Source organism: Pseudomonas cerasi (assembly GCF_027983475.1).
GTDB classification, from domain to species: domain Bacteria; phylum Pseudomonadota; class Gammaproteobacteria; order Pseudomonadales; family Pseudomonadaceae; genus Aquipseudomonas; species Aquipseudomonas cerasi.
In genome coordinates this window covers 59,089-76,531 of sequence record NZ_JAQJVM010000001.1, presented here as the reverse complement: position 1 = coordinate 76,531, position 17,443 = coordinate 59,089, and the positions used below count along the sequence as shown (strand labels likewise).

Genomic DNA, 17,443 nt, shown 5'->3' with positions numbered 1-17,443 from the left:
GAACCTGCCGCTCACCCCTGGCGGCCTTGGTTCGTAGATTTATTCGCTCAGGAAAACGTCATGTTTATTTCTTCGGCATCCGATTACCGTGCAGCGGCCAAACGCAAACTCCCGCGTTTTCTGTTTGATTACATTGACGGCGGTGCGTATGCAGAGCACACGCTGCGTGCCAATGGTTCGGACCTGGCCGATATCAGCCTGCGCCAGCGGGTCCTGAAAAATGTCGATAACGTGAGTCTTGAAACCAGGCTGTTTGGCGAATCCCTGGCCATGCCGATTGTCCTCAGCCCCGTGGGCTTGAGCGGAATGTATGCGCGCCGCGGTGAAGTTCAGGCAGCCAAGGCCGCGGCGAACAAGCGGATTCCATTCTGCCTGTCGACGGTGTCGGTGTGTTCGATTGAAGAGGTAGCGTCGCAGAGCAAGCAGGCGATCTGGTTTCAGCTGTACGTGCTCAAAGACCGTGGCTTTATGAAAAACGCTCTGGAGCGTGCCAGGGCAGCCGGCGTCACGACGCTGGTCTTTACCGTCGACATGCCAACGCCCGGCGCGCGTTATCGCGATGCGCACTCGGGCATGTCCGGGCCTTATGCCGCGCCTCGACGCATTCTGCAAGCCATGACCAAGCCGGACTGGGCGCTGAATGTCGGCCTGCTCGGTCGCCCTCATGATCTGGGCAATATCTCCAGATACCTGGGCAAGGCCACCACGCTGGAAGATTATGTAGGCTGGCTGGCGAACAACTTCGACCCGTCCATCAGCTGGAAGGATCTGGAGTGGATTCGTGAGTTCTGGGAAGGCCCGATGATCATCAAGGGTATTCTAGATCCGCAGGATGCCAGGGATGCGCTGAGTTTTGGCGCGGACGGCATTGTGGTATCCAACCACGGCGGACGTCAGCTGGATGGCGTGCTGTCCACCGCCAAGGCCTTGCCGCCTATTGTTCAGGCGGTCGGCAGTGACCTGACGGTGCTGGCCGACTCCGGCATTCGCTCGGGTCTTGATGTGGTGCGCATGCTCGCTCTTGGCGCCAAAGGCATGTTACTCGGACGCTCGATGGCTTATGCGCTGGGCGCCGATGGGCAGCGTGGCGTCGAGAATATGCTGGATATTTTTGCCAGGGAAATGCATGTGGCGATGACGTTGACCGGGGTGACATCGATTGAGCAGATCGACGAAAGCATCCTTGTTAAAGCAGTTGCTTGAAGGCCGGGACTGGATCGTTACTCGAGTCGGCCTTTCGACGAACTGCATTTTTCACTCTGAATGCCTGGTCTATGCTCGAAAATGATGGCTCAAGACGAGCCAGCATTTCTCATGAAGGAGCGAAGCATGCGTAAACTCGTACTCTCAATGACCGCCGCCCTCTTCCTGGCGGGTGCTGTAGCGCCCGTGGCCTTAGCAGAGAGTGAGCTCGAAAAGGGTGTCCGACACGATAACCGTGAGCTGGATAAAGGTGTCGATCATGACGCCAAGGAAGTGGACAAAGGTGTGAAGCACGACGCCGACGAGGTCGACAAAGGTGCAAGGCATGACGACAAAGAGCGTCACAAGGCTGACAAGCATATCGATAAAGAAGTTAAAAAAGATCTCTGACCAAAAAGCCTGCCATTGAGCAGGCTTTTTTATGGGCGGATGACGCTGTAAGGTCCAGCGGGCTTGATGAAACACCTATGCACAGGTGCGTCTAGCCCTCACCCTTACAGACCGGGCCATCTACTCAGGGTAAGTGGCCCGGCCTATGTTACTGGATGTACGGTCAAATCTTGAAACTGTCGACCAGTTGTTTCAAACGTCCGGCCTGTTGCGAAAGCGCAGCACAATCCTTGAGCGTTTCATTAAGGTTGGCCACGCCTTGTTGATTGAGCGTGTTGATCTGATTGATATCGATATTGAGTGTTTCGACAACAGCGGTCTGCTCTTCTGTCGCCGCAGCGACGGATTGATTCATGCCGTCGATATCGCCAATGCGCCGCGTTACATCGCGTAGCCGACTACCGGCCTGATTGGCAACTTCGACACTTTCCTGACTCGACGTCTGACTTTCATTCATGTTGAGTACGGCGTGCTGAGAGCCGGTCTGCAGGCCGCCAATCATCTTGTGGATCTCGTCGGCAGATGTCTGGGTGCGATGCGCAAGGTTGCGCACCTCGTCGGCCACTACCGCAAAACCGCGTCCGGCTTCACCCGCGCGGGCAGCTTCGATAGCGGCGTTGAGCGCCAGCAGGTTGGTCTGGTGCGAGATGCCTTTGATGACATCAAGAATGTGGCCGATGTTTTCGGTGCTGGCGTTGAGTTGCTCGATCTGCGTGCAGGAATCACTGATCTTGGCCGACAACGCGCTCATGGCGTGGATGGTCTTCTCGACCACTACCTGACCGTCTTCTGCCTGATTGCGGGCCTCACTGGCCTGGATCGAGGCGTCCGATGCGTTGCGGGCAATCTCCTGGGTTGCAGCCCCCAGCTCGTTGATCGCTGCAGCGACGCTGTTGGTCCGGGCGCTCTGCTCATCGAAACCGACGATGGACGAGTTGGAGGAGTTGACCACCCGCTGCGACAGGTCATGCACCTGAAGCGTTGCGGAGGAGACCTCAGCGATGGACGCATGCACGCGCTCCACGAACTGATTGAACGAACCACCCAGTGCGGCGAACTCGTCCTTGCCCTGAATGCTCAGACGCCGGGTCAGGTCACCCTCGCCCTGGGCGATGTCCTGCATCGCACGGCCCATGTCGGTCAGAGGGCGCATCAGCGCGCGAATGAGCAGGCTCAACAGCAACGCAATCACGGCAACGGCAATCAGCACGGCAACCATCGCCGAGCTGCGAAACTGGCTCAAGGGCGCATAGGCCTTGTCCTTGTCGATCGACAGACCGATGTACCAGTCAGCCGAGGGCAGCCCGGTAATCGGGGTGAATGACAGCAGCCGTTGCTGACCATTGAGGGTCACCTCACGCAGGCGCGCGTCCAGGCTGATGGTCTGTCCGGGGTAGATGTCCTTGAGGTTTTTCATCACCTGTTCCTTGTCCGGACTGACGATGATCTGCCCGTCGCCACTGACCAGAAAGGCGTAACCCAGCCCACCGAATTCGACCGAGTTGATGATCTTGACCAGCGTGTCGAGGCTCAGATCGCCACCGACGACACCGGTGACCTGACCTGCCGCCTTGACCGGGCTGGCGATCGTTACAACCAGGCCACCCACGGAAGCCTGATAAGGCGCGCTGAGAATGGTTTTGCCCGCGTCGACAGTGGACTTGTACCAGGGCCGCTGGCGAGGGTCGTAGCCCGCAGGCATGTCCACGTTGGGCCGCTGAGTGAACGTGCCTTTGCTGTCACCGACATAGGTGAACTGGAAGGTCGATACCAGCGCAGACTGCGATACCAGCCCGCTGAGATCGGAATTGACCCCCTGAAAGGCTACGTTCTGGGTGAGATTTTCCAACACCAGAATGCGTCCGCTCAGCCAGTTCTGGACGCTGCTGGCAGTCAGCTGACCCGCTTGGCCCACGGAGGACTCAAGGTTCTGGTTGATCGTCTTACGTTGCAGGTAATCGTTGTAAAAGGTGAACAAGGCGAACGCCAGCACCACTACACCGGCCGCGGCCAACAGGATCTTATGACGAAACTTCAAATTCATGACAAGGCATCTCAAAAGGACTGCTAGAAGAAGGCTCAGATGCCAGAGCAACTTGCGACACAAAAAATGTCATGCCCTGCACACACAATGAACCTACAACAAATAGGGTTTTAATCGCGTAAACACAGCCAATAGCGTGCCTTTCCCGTGAAATGCTGCGCTGTACTCCAATGACGTTGGCAGTGCTTTATAACGGTGTGCCGACGCAATTGATATGCCTGAAAAAAATACTCGGCGTGTCTTGGAACTTTCTTTATTTTTTATTTCAGCTTGGCCGGTCCCTGCCGATAGCGTCTGTATACCTCACCCTGCCCTGACCTGTATGCCATACCTTTCAGGGATAACACCGTTTCAATGGCAGTTGTTGGAGAATTCAATGAGTAGCTGGTTTGCAAACATCAGCGTGAATATGAAACTGGCCCTTGGGTTCGGTCTAGTACTTGTTTTTACAGCCATTCTTGCATTGACTGGCTGGACCAGCATGAGCGGGCTGATCAATCGCAGCAACTGGATGAGTGACATTACTTCACTCAATGCCCAGTTGACCAAACTGCGCGTGACACGCCTCCAGTACATGGTGGCCGACGGCGACGAGAAGGTTGCCGAAACCGTGCAGACCTCGCTGGACAGCTTCAAGGCGTATCAGGAAAAACTTCGGGCCTCGTTCAAAAGTCCCGAAAACGTGAAAATGCTCGATCAGTTGGGCATCGTGATCGCTGACTACCAGAAGTCCCTCAACAACATGCGCAGTGGCTACAAGGCCAGCACTGCGGCTCGTGATGAGCTGACGACCCATGCTGTCAAAAGCCTCGCGGTGTTCGAGCAGCTTGTGACTGAAGTCAAAAACATGGACCCGGCTGACGCCAACCGCTTCGAGCAGTACCGACTTGTCACCGACGCAAAAGATGACTTGAGACTCGCACGCTATGAAGTGCGCGGTTACACCACCAATGCCACACCTGAGACCGAGCAGGCAGCCGTCTCGAAACTGGATGCGGCCATCAAGGATCTGGATGCGCTCAAGGCAACCTTCAGCGGCACTCAGGCCGATCAGCTCAGGCAGCTGGAAGCCTCGTTGATGGCGTACCGGGCGACCTTGCAGAACTTCAAGGCCGCCACGGGCACGATTGTCCAGGCGCGCAAGGAAATGACCACGCAAGGCCAGGATATCGTCAAGATCAGCGAGGACATGTACAAGCTGCAATTGGATCGCCGCGATCAGGAAAGCGCACAGGCGCGTACTACGCAGATTGTCTGCACACTGCTGGCGATCATTCTGGGCATCATCGCCGCAGTGATCATCACCCGGCAGATTACCCGTCCTCTGCAGGAAACCCTGGCGGTGGTCGATCGTATCGCATCCGGTGACCTGACCCAGACCCTGGCCGTGACACGCCGAGATGAGCTCGGCGTTCTGCAGCAAGGCATCCAGCGCATGGGCACCACACTGCGCGAGCTGATTGGCGGTATTCGCGATAGCGTCGTACAGATCGCCAGTGCCGCCGAAGAACTGTCGGCGGTTACCGAACAGACCAGCGCTGGCGTCAACAGCCAGAAAGTCGAAACCGACCAGGTCGCTACCGCCATGCACGAGATGTCGGCGACGGTTGCAGAAGTGGCGCGTAACGCCGAACAGGCCTCGCAAGCCGCTTCCAACGCCGACCGCGAAGCGCGTGACGGTGACAAGGTGGTGGGTGAGGCGATCGCCCAGATCGAGCGACTGGCCAACGAAGTGGGTCGCTCGGCCGACGCCATGACTCAGTTGGAGCAGGAAAGCGACAAGATCGGCAAGGTGATGGACGTCATCAAGGCGGTGGCCGAACAGACCAACCTGCTGGCGCTCAACGCTGCTATCGAAGCAGCGCGTGCGGGTGAAGCCGGACGTGGATTTGCGGTGGTTGCCGACGAAGTCCGCGGCCTGGCACAACGTACGCAGCAATCCACCGTGGAGATCGAAACACTGGTCGCTGCGTTGCAGAGTGGTACGCGCCAGGTGTCCAGCATCATGCTCAACAGCCGCGAACTGACCGTCAGCAGCGTGACCCTCAGCCGTAAGGCTGGCACGTCGCTGGGCAGCATCACGCAGACGGTGTCGAGCATTCAGGCGATGAACCAGCAGATTGCCGCCGCCGCTGAAGAGCAAAGCGCGGTTGCCGAAGAAATCAGCCGCAGCATCGTCAACGTGCGCGATGTCTCCGAGCAGACCGCTTCGGCCAGCGAAGAAACCGCTGCGTCCAGCGTCGAACTGGCGCGCCTGGGCGGGCAATTGCAAACGATGGTCAGCCACTTCCGGATCTGATCACCCAGCGTTGACATCAAGCCCGGTCTTTACCGGGCTTGATTGTTTCTGCACTCCTGACAGTCACGCCTGTGGAGGCTGCCCGTTGGACGCCGACAGGCCGCCATCGACCGGCAGGTTGACGCCGGTCACGAAGCGCGCGTCGTCACTGGCCAGGAAAGCGATCACATCGCCGACGTCTTCGGCTTCACCCGGGCGACCCAGTGGGATGCGCTCCATGAACTTGGCCATCAACGCTTTGTCACCGAGCATATCTTCGGTCAGCTCGCTGCGGGTCAGTGAGGGGCAGACGGCATTCACGCGCACGCCGTCAGCACCATGGTCCATGGCCAGCGAACGAGTGAAGTTGGTGATCGCGCCCTTGGCCGCGTTATAGAAACTCATGCCCCAGTCGCCGCCCAGACCGGACACCGACGAGACGTTGATGATGTTGCCTTTGCTGGCGATCAGTGCAGGCATGGCGGTGCGGGTGCAATAGAACACGCCGTCCAGGTCCACGGACATCAGCTCTTTCCAGTCCTCTATGCCCAGCTCGGTCACTTTGCCGGACTTGACGATGCCGGCATTGTTGACCAGCACATCCAGGCGCCCGAAGCGCGTCGCCACTTCCTTGAACAGCGCTTCCACGTCGCTCGGGTAGGCCACGTCCGCGGCTCTGACCAAGTGCCCTTCGCCCTTCAGTTGGGCGGCTACTTTGGCCAGCTTGTCGTGATTGCGGCCGACCAGCACGACGCTTGCGCCTTCCTCGGCAAAACGTTTGGCGGTCGCTGCGCCGATTCCGGAACCGGCACCTGTGACGACGACGACTTTCTGGGTGAAACGATTCATTCGGCAGTCTCCAAAAAGTAAATGGGATTATCGGGTGGACTGCACACCCGGCCGCAGCGTTCACTCGCATTTGATTTTGGTTTCAATGGCGCTGTAAATGACCGGTGAATCGTTAAACCTCGACCATGGGTGCGTTGACAACGCCGCAGCGGTCTGCAAATAATCCCCACGGTTGTACGACAACCTATAACGCCAAAAATAAAAACAACACCGAGGCCAGTCCATCATGAACACTCTCGCCGCGCCTGCTCGCTCGATCAGCAAGGGCTCAATCATTGAAGCCCTGATCAGTGACGCCTTGTTTACTGAAAACTCGCACTACCAGACACCCTTCTCGATTCACAACATTCGCTGAAACACAGCGAACGGTACTCGGCCGCCTGCAGGTCGAGGCCATGCCTGGCGACAGGCATCACGTAATCCTCGAAGGTGTCGGCCGCCGCTTGCGCGCGGCCAGGAAAGGGGACGGTTTCACTAAACAAGGGAGCACAACAATAATGACATCTCACACTACCCGCTCACGCATCCTGCTGGGCTTCGGCGGTATGACGCTGATTTTCCCGATGCTCGGCATGGCCGAAGGTTTCGTCGACGACACCAAGGCCACACTTACCCTGCGTAACGCCTACTTCAACCGTAATTTCACCAATCCTGCATACCCGAGCAGTGCCGCGCCACAGAGCAAGGCCGAGGAATGGACACAAAGCTTCATTCTCGACGCCAAGTCGGGCTTTACTCAGGGTGTGGTGGGTTTCGGGGTTGATGTGCTGGGCCTGTATTCGCTCAAGCTCGATGGCGGCAAGGGTACGGGCGGCACTCAACTGCTACCGATCCACAGCGACGGGCGTCCGGCCGATGATTTCGGGCGTCTGGGCGTGGCGGGCAAGGCGCGGGTTTCCAAGACCGAACTGAAGGTCGGCGAGTGGATGCCGGTGCTGCCGATCCTGCGCTCCGATGACGGTCGTTCGTTGCCGCAGACGTTTCGCGGTGGTCAGGTCACGTCCAAGGAGATCGACGGCCTGACGCTGTATGGCGGCCAGTTCCGCGGCAACAGCCCACGCAACGATGCGAGCATGGAAGACATGTCGCTGAACGGGCGAGGCGCATTCACCTCGGACCGCTTCAACTTCGGCGGCGGCGAGTATGTCTTCAACGACAAGCGCACCCAGGTAGGCGTCTGGTACTCGGAACTGCAGGACATCTATCAGCAGCAATTCTTCAACCTGCTGCACAGTCAGCCGCTCGGCGACTGGACCCTGGGCGCGAACCTGGGTTACTTCATCGGCAAGGAAGACGGCAACAAACTGGCCGGCGACCTGGATAACAAGACGGCCTACGCGCTGCTCTCGGCCCGCTATGGCGGCAGCACCTTCTATGTCGGTCTGCAGAAGCTGACGGGCGATACCGCGTGGATGCGCGTCAACGGCACCAGCGGCGGCACCCTGGCCAACGACAGTTACAACTCCAGCTACGACAACGCCAAAGAGAAATCCTGGCAGCTGCGCCATGACTACAACTTCGCGACGCTGGGCGTACCCGGCCTGACCCTGATGAACCGCTATATCAGCGGCGACAATGTGCACACCGGCAACATCACTGACGGCAAGGAATGGGGCCGGGAGTCTGAACTGGCCTACACCGTCCAAAGCGGTGCGCTGAAGAATCTGAACGTCAAATGGCGCAACTCCAGCCTGCGTCGTGATTTCAGCACCAACGAATTCGACGAAAATCGCGTGTTCGTCAGCTACCCTATTTCGTTGCTCTGAAAGCGTGGCAGAGCCTGTTGGCCACGGCAGGTTTTGCCTTGTTACAAATGTATCCGGCCAAGTGCGTGCACAGCCCGTTTTTAGACCTTGGCCGCGTTGACAATCAGCGTATGCGGTGCCGATAATCCGGCAAGTCATACGACAACAGATGACAAAAATAACAATCGGGACTTCTCTCATGGCATCGGCTCATACCACTCAAACTCCCTTCAATCGCCTCCTGCTGACCGGCGCGGCAGGTGGCCTGGGCAAGGTATTGCGCGAAACTCTGCGCCCTTACACAAAAGTGCTGCGGCTTTCCGACATTGCCGAGATGGCGCCCGCTGTCGACGGCAGTGAGGAAGTTCAGGTCTGCGATCTGGCCGACAAGAACGCCGTGCACCAACTGGTCGAAGGCGTCGACGCGATCGTGCATTTCGGCGGTGTGTCGGTCGAACGCCCGTTCGAGGAAATCCTCGGCGCCAATATCTGCGGCGTGTTCCACATCTACGAAGCCGCCCGCCGGCACGGCGTGAAACGCGTGATCTTTGCCAGCTCCAACCACGTGATCGGTTTCTACAAGCAGACCGAGACCATCGACGCGCACTCCCCTCGCCGCCCGGACAGTTACTACGGTCTATCCAAGTCCTACGGCGAGGACATGGCCAGCTTTTACTTCGATCGCTACGGCATCGAAACCGTCAGCATCCGTATCGGCTCATCGTTTTCCGAACCGCAAAACCGCCGAATGATGAGTACCTGGCTGAGCTTTGCTGACCTGACTCAGTTGATCGAACGCTCGCTGTACACGCCAGACGTGGGCCACACCGTGGTCTACGGCGTCTCGGACAACAAGACCGTCTGGTGGGACAACCGCCTGGCCAGCAAACTGGATTACAAACCGAAGGACAGCTCGGAAGTGTTCCGCGAGAAGGTCGACGCCCAGCCGCTGCCGGCAGCCGATGACCCGGCAATGCTTTACCAGGGCGGTGCCTTTGTGGCTTCAGGACCGTTCGGCGACCAATAAGCAGCGCTTTCCCCTCGCAGCACTCTGGAGACACGAACCGTCATGGATGCCGAACTGATTGTCGATGCACAGAACGCCACCGGCGAAAGCCCGGTCTGGAGCGTGCGTGATCAAGCGTTGTACTGGGTGGATATTCCCAAGGGCGAGTTGCATCGCTGGGATTTCAATCAGGACAGCACGCGCAGCTGGAAAGCGCCGCAGATGCTGGCCTGTATCGCCGCCGACAATCGGGGTGGCTGGGTGGCGGGGATGGAGAACGGAATCTTTCATTTGCAGCCCTGCGAAGACGGCAGCCTGATCAGCACGCTTCTGGCCAGCGTCGAACACGCGCAGGCAGGCATGCGCTTCAATGACGGCCGCTGCGACCGACAGGGTCGTTTCTGGGCGGGCACCATGTTTATGGACATGGCCGCAGGGGCGACGGTGGGGGCGTTGTATCGCTACAGCGCCGGCCAGACCACGCTGAACGCACAACTCAAGGACTTCATCGTCCCCAACGGCCTGGCGTTCAGCCCCGACGGCAAGGTCATGTACCTGTCCGACTCGCACCCCGGCGTGCAGCAGATCTGGGCCTTCGATTACGACACCGACAGCGGCACGCCGCGCAATCGCCGCCTGTTCGTCGACATGAACCATCACCTGGGTCGCCCCGACGGCGCGGCGATCGACACCGACGGCTGCTACTGGATCTGTGGCAACGACGCAGGCCTGGTTCACCGCTTCACCCCCACCGGCAAACTCGACCGTTCACTGGTCGTGCCGGTGAAAAAGCCAGCCATGTGTGCCTTTGGCGGCCCCAATCTGGACACGCTGTTCGTAACGTCCATTCGCCCGGGTGGCGATATTAGCGATCAGCCACTGGCTGGCGGCCTGTTCGCCCTGCGACCTGGGGTTCAGGGCCTGGAGGAACCCACGTTTCAGGGCTGACAGCGCCCTGCCGAAAATCCCGTAGCTCTACCAAAAATAACAAAATCGGAGATATCCATGGACTTCAAACGCAAGCTTCTCATCGCAGCACTTCCGCTGGCCTTCTGTGTGTCAGGCATGGCCCACGCTGATGTCAAAATCAAGTTCGCCGAGGTTCACCCTGCTGGCTATGCGCCGGTCGTGGCAGAACAGAACATGGGCAAGAAACTCGAAGAACAGTCCAAGGGCGAGATCAGTTTCAAGATGTACGCGGGTGGCGTACTCGGCTCCGAGAAGGAGGTCGTTGAGCAGGTGCAGAGCGGCGCCGTGCAGATGACCCGCGTCAGCCTCGGCATCGTCGGCCCGGTAGTGCCGGACGTCAACGTCTTCAACCTGCCGTTCGTATTCCGTGACCAGGCGCATATGCGCACCATCATCGATGGCGAGATCGGTCAGGAAATCCTCGACAAGATCACCAATTCGCAATTCAACATGGTCGCTCTGGCCTGGATGGATGGCGGCACCCGCAACCTATACACCAAGAAGCCGGTACGGCAGATTTCCGACCTCAAAGGCATGAAAATCCGCGTTCAGGGCAACCCGGTGTTCATCGAAACCATCAACGACATGGGCGGCAACGGCATCGCCATGGCCACCGGCGAGATCTTCAGTGCCCTGCAGACCGGCGTCATTGACGGTGCGGAAAACAACCCGCCGACGTATTTCCAGCACAACCACTACCAGAACGCCAAGTTCTTCACCATCACCGAACACCTGATCCTGCCCGAGCCCATCGTGATGGCGAAAACCACATGGAACAAGCTCAACCCCGAGCAGCAAGCACTGGTGAAAAAGCTGGCGCGTGAAGCGCAGATGGAGGAGCGAGCGCTGTGGGACAAGTCGTCAGCCGATGCCGAGACCAAGCTCAAGGCCGCTGGCGTGGAATTCATCACGCTGACGCCTGAGCAGAAGAAAGCCTTCTACGACGCGACTCAACCGGTCCGCGACAAATTCGGCGCGCCTTACAAGGATCTGATCAGCCGCATCGAAGCGGTCCAGACCAATCCGGCACTGGCTGCACCCAGTACCCCAGCGGCCCAATAAGCCTGTCCGATTACGCAGCGGGGACGAGCATCAGCTCGTTCGCCGCCGCAGTGGTGAGCCTTATGAAAAATACGCTTTTGCGCATCAACGACACGCTTTATCGGGTCTGCATCGGCATTGCCGGTCTCTCGGTGTTGATCATGACCCTGATCATCCCCTGGGGCATCTTTGCCCGCTACATCCTCGGCAGCGGTTCCAGTTGGCCTGAACCCACCGCCATCCTGCTGATGGTGGTGTTTACCTTCTTCGGCGCCGCCGCCAGTTACCGGGCCGGTGCGCACATGGCCGTGTCAATGGCTGTGGAGCGCATGCCGCAGCAGGTGCGCAGAGCCGCCAGCGTGGTGGTGCAGATTCTGATGGGGATCGTGGCCCTGTTCATGATTTTCAAAGGCTTCAAGCTGTGCGCCACCACCTGGAATCAATTCGTCGGCGAACTGCCGTTTCTGCGCGTCGGTATCTCTTATCTGCCGATTCCTCTCGGCGGCCTCGTGACGCTGGTCTTCGTTCTGGAAAGGCTGTTGCTGGGTGACCAGAGTCATCGCGCGGTCATGCATTTCGACGTCGTTGAAGAAAGCGAAGGTGCCGCATAAATGGACGCTTTTATACTGTTGGGCAGCTTTATTGCGCTGATCCTGATTGGCATGCCGGTGGCCTACGCGCTGGGCCTTTCAGCCCTGATCGGCGCCTGGTGGATCGACATCCCGGCCGATGCACTGATGATCCAGATTGCGGGTGGCGTGAACAAATTCTCGCTGTTGGCGATTCCGTTCTTCGTGCTGGCCGGAGCAATCATGGCCGAAGGCGGCATGTCGCGACGTCTGGTCGCGTTTGCCGCAGTGCTGGTGGGCTTCGTGCGCGGGGGCCTGTCGCTGGTCAATATCGTGGCTTCGACCTTCTTCGGCGCGATCTCGGGTTCCTCGGTGGCCGACACGGCCTCGGTGGGTTCGGTGCTGATCCCGGAAATGGAACGCAACGGCTACCCGCGAGACTTCTCGACGGCAGTGACCGTCAGCGGCTCGGTGCAGGCGCTGCTGACACCCCCCAGCCACAACTCGGTGCTCTATTCGCTGGCGGCAGGCGGTACAGTGTCGATTGCATCGCTGTTCATGGCCGGGATCCTCCCGGGTCTGCTGCTCAGCGCAGTGATGATGGGCCTGTGCATGATCTTCGCGCGCAAGCGCAACTACCCCAAGGGTGAAGTGATCCCGCTGCGCCAGGCACTGAAAATTGCCGGTGAAGCGCTTTGGGGCATGATGGCCATGGTCATTATTCTCGGCGGCATTCTGTCGGGGATTTTCACGGCCACCGAGTCGGCGGCTATTGCCGTGCTCTGGTCGTTCTTCGTTACCATGTTCATCTACCGCGACTACAAATGGCGCGACCTGCCCAAACTGATGCATCGGGCGGCACGCACCATTTCCATCGTGATGATCCTGATCGGTTTTGCCGCCAGCTTCGGTTACATCCTGACGCTGATGGAAATCCCGATGAAGATCACCACCGCATTCCTGACCCTGTCGGACAACCGCTACGTGATCCTGATGTGCATCAACGTGATGTTGCTGCTGCTCGGTACGGTCATGGACATGGCGCCGCTGATTCTGATCCTGACCCCCATTCTGTTGCCGGTCATCGTCGGCGTCGGCATCGATCCGGTTCACTTCGGCATGATCATGCTGGTCAATCTGGGGATCGGGCTGATTACCCCGCCGGTGGGCGCGGTGCTGTTTGTCGGTGCCGCTGTGGGTAAAGTCACCATCGAAGCGACGGTGAAAGCACTGGTGCCGTTCTATGTTGCGCTGTTCCTGGTGCTGATGCTGGTGACCTATGTTCCTGCCATCTCGTTGTGGCTGCCGAGCGTCGTGCTCTGACGTCTCCAGTTGCAAGGCTGCCGGAGCGCTTGAAAGGGCTCCGGCATGCACCTCTGTTGTCCAGCCAAGGAGGCTGGTTTGCGTATGTCTGCCCCTGCCCTGTTTCCGCGCCACATTGCCGTGCTGATCCTGGCGCTGCTGGCCTGCTCGTTTGCCGGCAACCACATCGCGGCACGCATTGCCTTCGATCATGACACCGGCCTACTGCTGGCCATTCTCTGTCGCTCCGGCGTGACCTTGCTGGTATTGACCAGTCTGGTGTTATGGCAGCGTGAAAGGCTCAGCCTGCCTGCCAGTACCTGGCGCTGGCAGCTGCTTCTGGGGTTGCTGATCGCCACGCAGAGCTTTTGCATCTACTCGGCGGTAGCGCGTATTCCGGTGGCCCTGGCCTTACTGGTGGTCAATGTCTCGCCGATCCTGCTGGCGTTGCTGACCTGGGCATTGGGCGGTGCCCGGCCAACGCGGCGCGCAGCCGGCCTGATGGGCCTGATTCTGTTTGGCCTGACGCTGGCGCTGGATGTGCCACAGCGCCTGTCGAACCCCGGCAGCAGCGAGCCGCGATGGCTGGAGGGTGTCGCCTACGCGTCGACCGCGGCGGTGGTGTTCGCCTTTGCGCTGTGGATTACCGATAACAAACTGGCGGGCATGCGCGGCAGCGTACGCAGCATGCTGACCATGGCCGTGGTGTTTGTCGTCGCAGCCATCGCCGGCAGCAGCGGCGTGCTGCCCGGCGGCGTGGGTCTGCCAAAGAGTTCTGTCGGCTGGACCGCACTGGCCAGTCTGGTGGTTTTGTACGGGCTGGGTTTCTCGCTGCTGTTCATCTGCATGGCACGGCTGGACATCGCCCGCAACGCGCCAGTGATGAACATCGAACCGGTGGCCAGCCTGCTGTTTGGCTGGCTGATTCTCGATCAATTGCTCAGCAGCGGTCAGGTGGTCGGCGGGCTGATCGTCGTCAGCGGCATCGTGCTGCTGACCTGGCGTCGCGCCCAATCGCCTGACTCTCAATCATCAAGAAAGGCTTTGAAGCATGTCCACGAACGTACTGACCCTTGAAGATGGCCTGACCCGCCTGACACTGGCCCCCGACATCGGCGCCAGTATCGTCAACTGGATCGTCCTGGCCAGTGGGCAACCCCTGCTGCGCCCCAGCGACGAACAGGCTCTGGCGGCCGGGACGCCTCGTCGGCTGGCCTGCTACCCGCTGGCACCGTGGTCGAACCGGATCGGCAACGGCGGTTTCGAGACACCAGACGGCTGGCTGGCCCTGGAGCCCAACAGCGCCAACGACCCGCTGCCGATTCATGGCAGCGCCTGGCAGCAGTCATGGACGGTCATTGAGCACACTTTAGATCGGGTCTTTCTGCAACTCGACAGCCAGACGCCATTCGCCTACCGCGCGCACCTGCGCTACACCCTGCACGACGGCAAACTGAGTATCGAACTGACCACCACTCATCTGGACAGCCGCGCCATGTGGCACGGCCTGGGCTTGCACCCTTACCTGCCACGCACGCCTCACACACGCTTGCAGGCCAAAGCTGCGCAGGTCTGGCTGTGCGACGAGGCAGGTTTGCCGAATGAGTTGCAGGATCTGCCCGCCGAATGGGACTTCCAGCACAGCAACAGGCTGCCCGAAGCACGGCTGGACAACGGCTTCACCGGCTGGGACGGCCACAGCGTCATCAGCCAGCCGGACCTGGGCTATGAACTGCACTGCCACGCCACCGGCAGCGAGTACTTTCTGGTGTTCTGCCCTCCGGGACTGAATTTCTTCTGTTTCGAGCCCGTCAGCCACCCGGTGAATGCCCATCATTTGCCTGGGCATCCGGGGTTGAAGCTGTTACGGCAGGGGGAGTCGATGGGGCTAGGGGTCAGTCTGCATCACAAGCCCTTGTAGCAGGCTGTTTCATGCCTTCCCTGGCCATCTGTTACTGGGCAATCACCAGTGTTGAAAGACCCCTAACGCTGGTTACGCCGGTCGTCTTGGCGCAATCGTTGCTCAATGTGGACTCGATATCGCCAAGTACAAATGTACTCATCGCCTTGGCATTCTTGTACCGGCCATCGACGATTTTTCCGACACCCACAATGGTCGTATTCAGATTACCGATATTATTGAGCGTCGCACTGAACTCGTAAGTACTGGTGGCGCCATCGCTCCAGTTGATGACCCATGTAATAGTCGGCGTTTGCAGCAGCAACGACTGACAGGAAAAATTCGCCTGAAAGTTTTGACTGGACGAAGCGCTGACTGCCAGAGGAAATGAAGGAGAAACACAGGCCCCCCAGTTGCTTGTCGTCGATACATTGACCAACTGATCGGTGTTGGTCAGTCCCGGCGACCAGTCGGCAGTGTGAGTCCCTGTCAGACAGGTCGCCAGGTTCGCAACCTGAGCCTGTGATCGCTCAGGCGCAAAAATAAGCCCCATGCAAACGATGATCAACAACAGGGTGGCCAGCGAAGATGAAACGCGTGCAACCTGAGTATCCATGTTTGTCTCCATGACATTGATGACATCCAGAACACAAAGTAATCATTTAACGTTAATGACTCTACTGTCAGAAATGACAGTGACCAAAGACGGCAAGATCTGGCCCGCGGCCACTGCCATGGCCGGATCTGCAAGTCAAACCGCCACTCATCACATCCTGTGATCCACTCCCCACCCCGTTACGTAACACCTCTGCATAGCGAACCAAACCCACACAATGGTGATCAGAAGGTGGATCATGCGCATAACTGCCAGTCTCAGGACCTTCTGTCACTTGTCCCCCTCTCACAGCGAATCGACAATCACCCGACTTTGGATCGATGAAGTCACCGCCGTGGCCCGCCAGAGGGACCGCGACAGCTTCATGCGCATTTACGATCACTTCGCTCCGCGCCTGTTGCGCTACCTCACCGGGCTGAATGTGCCGGAAGGTCAGGCCGAAGAGTTGGTGCAGGAAGTGCTGCTCAAACTGTGGCACAAGGCCGACTCGTTCGACCCGGCCAAGGCCAGCCTGGGGACATGGTTGTTTCGCATCGCACGCAATCTTTACATCGACAGTGTGCGCAAGGACCGTGGCTGGGTGCAGGTGCAGAACTCGCTGGAACAACTCGAGCGTCTGGAAGCTCCGGTAGATCGAACACTCGATTACAGCCAGCGCCAGGAGCAACAACTCAACATCGCCATCCAGAACCTGCCTGCCGATCAGGCCCGAGTGTTGCGAATGTCGTATTTCGAAGCGCTCAGCCACCGGGAGATTTCCGAACGCCTGGGTATGCCGCTCGGCACAGTAAAGTCCTGCCTGCGCCTGGCGTTTCAAAAATTGCGCTCGCGGATAGAGGAATCATGATGGGTCCACAACATCATCCGGACGACGCCACGCTGGTCAGTTATGCCGCAGGGGCGCTGTCGCAGGTCATCGCGGTGGTCACTGCCGCGCACCTGGAACGCTGCGCCGAATGTCGGGCGCGGCTCAGGCAGGCCGAGGCAATTGGCGGCGTGTTGATGCAGCAGCACACCAGCAGTGTGGTGCCGCTCAAGGGCAGATCGGCCATGCTGGCGCGGCTTGACGAGCAGCAAGCGTGGCTTGTACCCGCCCAGCACTCGATGCCGGCCGCCAATCAGGACCCGGACCTGATGCCGGTCTGCATGCAGGCGCATTTTGGTCGACACCTGAGCGCATTGAAGTGGAAGACCCTGATCCCCGGCGTACAACGAGTACGCGCCGAAGGCATCGAACAGGGCAACCTGATGCTGCTGAAAATCGCCCCCGGCGTGAGCATGCCGGTCCACAGCCACGAAAGCGGCGAGATGACCATGGTCCTCAAGGGCGCGTATTACGACGTGCAGGGAGAGTTCGGACTCAACGATGTGGCCGACCTGGACAGCCATATCCATCACCAGCCCATCGCCTACCCCGACCGGGAATGCATTTGCGTACTGGCCACTGAATCGAAGCTGCGTTTTCACGGGTTGCTGGCGCGGATGATGCAGCCGTTTTTCGGGATTTGAAAAACGGCCGCTGCGCCCGCGG

17 protein-coding genes and 2 pseudogenes are annotated in these 17,443 nt (G+C 59.1%); 15 read left to right on the top strand and 4 right to left on the bottom strand.

The features are described from left to right. The first annotated feature begins 60 nt into the window (after window positions 1–60). Together lldD and PI739_RS00320 are read left to right on the top strand one after the other, a co-directional pair. The gene (gene lldD, locus PI739_RS00325; protein ID WP_054080633.1) at window positions 61–1,203 is read left to right on the top strand and encodes an FMN-dependent L-lactate dehydrogenase LldD; all 1,143 of its coding nucleotides are present in this window, start codon (window positions 61–63) and stop codon (window positions 1,201–1,203) included. 126 nt (window positions 1,204–1,329) lie between these two features. Beyond that, window positions 1,330–1,593: a hypothetical protein gene (locus tag PI739_RS00320; RefSeq protein WP_003365686.1), complete on the top strand. Its 264-nt coding sequence runs from the start codon at window positions 1,330–1,332 to the stop codon at window positions 1,591–1,593. Between the two features lie 163 nt (window positions 1,594–1,756). Here PI739_RS00320 and PI739_RS24795 read toward each other — a convergent pair whose 3' ends face one another. Both PI739_RS24795 and PI739_RS24790 read right to left on the bottom strand, forming a co-directional pair. After that, window positions 1,757–2,545: a methyl-accepting chemotaxis protein gene (locus PI739_RS24795; RefSeq protein ID WP_408637170.1), complete on the bottom strand. Its 789-nt coding sequence runs from the start codon at window positions 2,543–2,545 to the stop codon at window positions 1,757–1,759. Window positions 2,546–2,662: 117 nt separating this feature from the next. Continuing rightward, window positions 2,663–3,637, bottom strand: a pseudogene (locus tag PI739_RS24790) (cache domain-containing protein); the annotation flags it as partial. A 214-nt stretch (window positions 3,638–3,851) separates the two neighbouring features. Here PI739_RS24790 and PI739_RS24785 point away from each other — a divergent pair. Next, window positions 3,852–5,033 (top strand): annotated as a pseudogene (locus PI739_RS24785) (methyl-accepting chemotaxis protein); the annotation flags it as partial. A 39-nt stretch (window positions 5,034–5,072) separates the two neighbouring features. Then, window positions 5,073–5,936, top strand: coding sequence for a methyl-accepting chemotaxis protein (locus tag PI739_RS24780; RefSeq protein WP_371124103.1), 864 nt, complete (start codon window positions 5,073–5,075; stop codon window positions 5,934–5,936). Window positions 5,937–5,999: 63 nt separating this feature from the next. Here PI739_RS24780 and PI739_RS00305 read toward each other — a convergent pair whose 3' ends face one another. Continuing rightward, a complete protein-coding gene (locus PI739_RS00305) occupies window positions 6,000–6,764 on the bottom strand; it encodes a meso-2,3-butanediol dehydrogenase (protein ID WP_054080630.1) in 765 nt (254 codons plus the stop codon). A 226-nt stretch (window positions 6,765–6,990) separates the two neighbouring features. On the opposite strand from PI739_RS00305, the gene PI739_RS00300 reads away from it, so the two are divergent. The 9 genes from PI739_RS00300 (at window position 6,991) to PI739_RS00260 (ending at window position 15,317) form a co-directional block, all read left to right on the top strand. After that, a complete protein-coding gene (locus tag PI739_RS00300) occupies window positions 6,991–7,119 on the top strand; it encodes a hypothetical protein (RefSeq protein WP_003365695.1) in 129 nt (42 codons plus the stop codon). A gap of 142 nt (window positions 7,120–7,261) precedes the next feature. Continuing rightward, entirely contained in the window at window positions 7,262–8,530 is a 1,269-nt protein-coding gene (locus PI739_RS00295) for an OprD family porin (protein ID WP_003433746.1), read from the top strand. 178 nt (window positions 8,531–8,708) lie between these two features. Further along, window positions 8,709–9,536 carry an NAD-dependent epimerase/dehydratase family protein gene (locus PI739_RS00290; protein ID WP_054080629.1) on the top strand — a complete coding sequence of 276 codons (828 nt, stop codon included), beginning with the start codon at window positions 8,709–8,711 and terminating at the stop codon, window positions 9,534–9,536. A gap of 42 nt (window positions 9,537–9,578) precedes the next feature. Beyond that, the gene (locus PI739_RS00285; protein ID WP_024663310.1) at window positions 9,579–10,463 is read left to right on the top strand and encodes a glucurono-1,5-lactonase; all 885 of its coding nucleotides are present in this window, start codon (window positions 9,579–9,581) and stop codon (window positions 10,461–10,463) included. A gap of 57 nt (window positions 10,464–10,520) precedes the next feature. Further along, on the top strand, window positions 10,521–11,546 hold the full coding sequence (locus tag PI739_RS00280) for a TRAP transporter substrate-binding protein (RefSeq protein ID WP_003433751.1): 1,026 nt from the start codon (window positions 10,521–10,523) through the stop codon (window positions 11,544–11,546). A gap of 62 nt (window positions 11,547–11,608) precedes the next feature. Next, complete coding sequence (locus PI739_RS00275; RefSeq protein ID WP_003365702.1) at window positions 11,609–12,136, top strand: TRAP transporter small permease; 528 nt, start codon at window positions 11,609–11,611, stop codon at window positions 12,134–12,136. Beyond that, on the top strand, window positions 12,137–13,417 hold the full coding sequence (locus PI739_RS00270) for a TRAP transporter large permease (RefSeq protein ID WP_003433753.1): 1,281 nt from the start codon (window positions 12,137–12,139) through the stop codon (window positions 13,415–13,417). Between the two features lie 84 nt (window positions 13,418–13,501). After that, window positions 13,502–14,473, top strand: coding sequence for an EamA family transporter (locus PI739_RS00265; protein WP_054080628.1), 972 nt, complete (start codon window positions 13,502–13,504; stop codon window positions 14,471–14,473). Continuing rightward, entirely contained in the window at window positions 14,448–15,317 is an 870-nt protein-coding gene (locus PI739_RS00260) for an aldose 1-epimerase (RefSeq protein ID WP_054080627.1), read from the top strand. The genes PI739_RS00265 and PI739_RS00260 overlap by 26 nt, the downstream gene beginning before the upstream one ends. A 31-nt stretch (window positions 15,318–15,348) precedes the next feature. Here the strand turns inward: PI739_RS00260 and PI739_RS00255 are convergent, their stop codons facing one another. Next, window positions 15,349–15,912, bottom strand: a complete 564-nt coding sequence (locus PI739_RS00255; RefSeq protein ID WP_054080626.1) for a hypothetical protein — start codon at window positions 15,910–15,912, stop codon at window positions 15,349–15,351. Between the two features lie 334 nt (window positions 15,913–16,246). On the opposite strand from PI739_RS00255, the gene PI739_RS00250 reads away from it, so the two are divergent. Both PI739_RS00250 and PI739_RS00245 read left to right on the top strand, forming a co-directional pair. Continuing rightward, the gene (locus PI739_RS00250; protein ID WP_003345995.1) at window positions 16,247–16,759 is read left to right on the top strand and encodes a sigma-70 family RNA polymerase sigma factor; all 513 of its coding nucleotides are present in this window, start codon (window positions 16,247–16,249) and stop codon (window positions 16,757–16,759) included. Continuing rightward, window positions 16,759–17,421, top strand: a complete 663-nt coding sequence (locus PI739_RS00245; RefSeq protein WP_054080625.1) for a ChrR family anti-sigma-E factor — start codon at window positions 16,759–16,761, stop codon at window positions 17,419–17,421. The genes PI739_RS00250 and PI739_RS00245 overlap by 1 nt, the downstream gene beginning before the upstream one ends. Window positions 17,422–17,443: the final 22 nt, after the last annotated feature.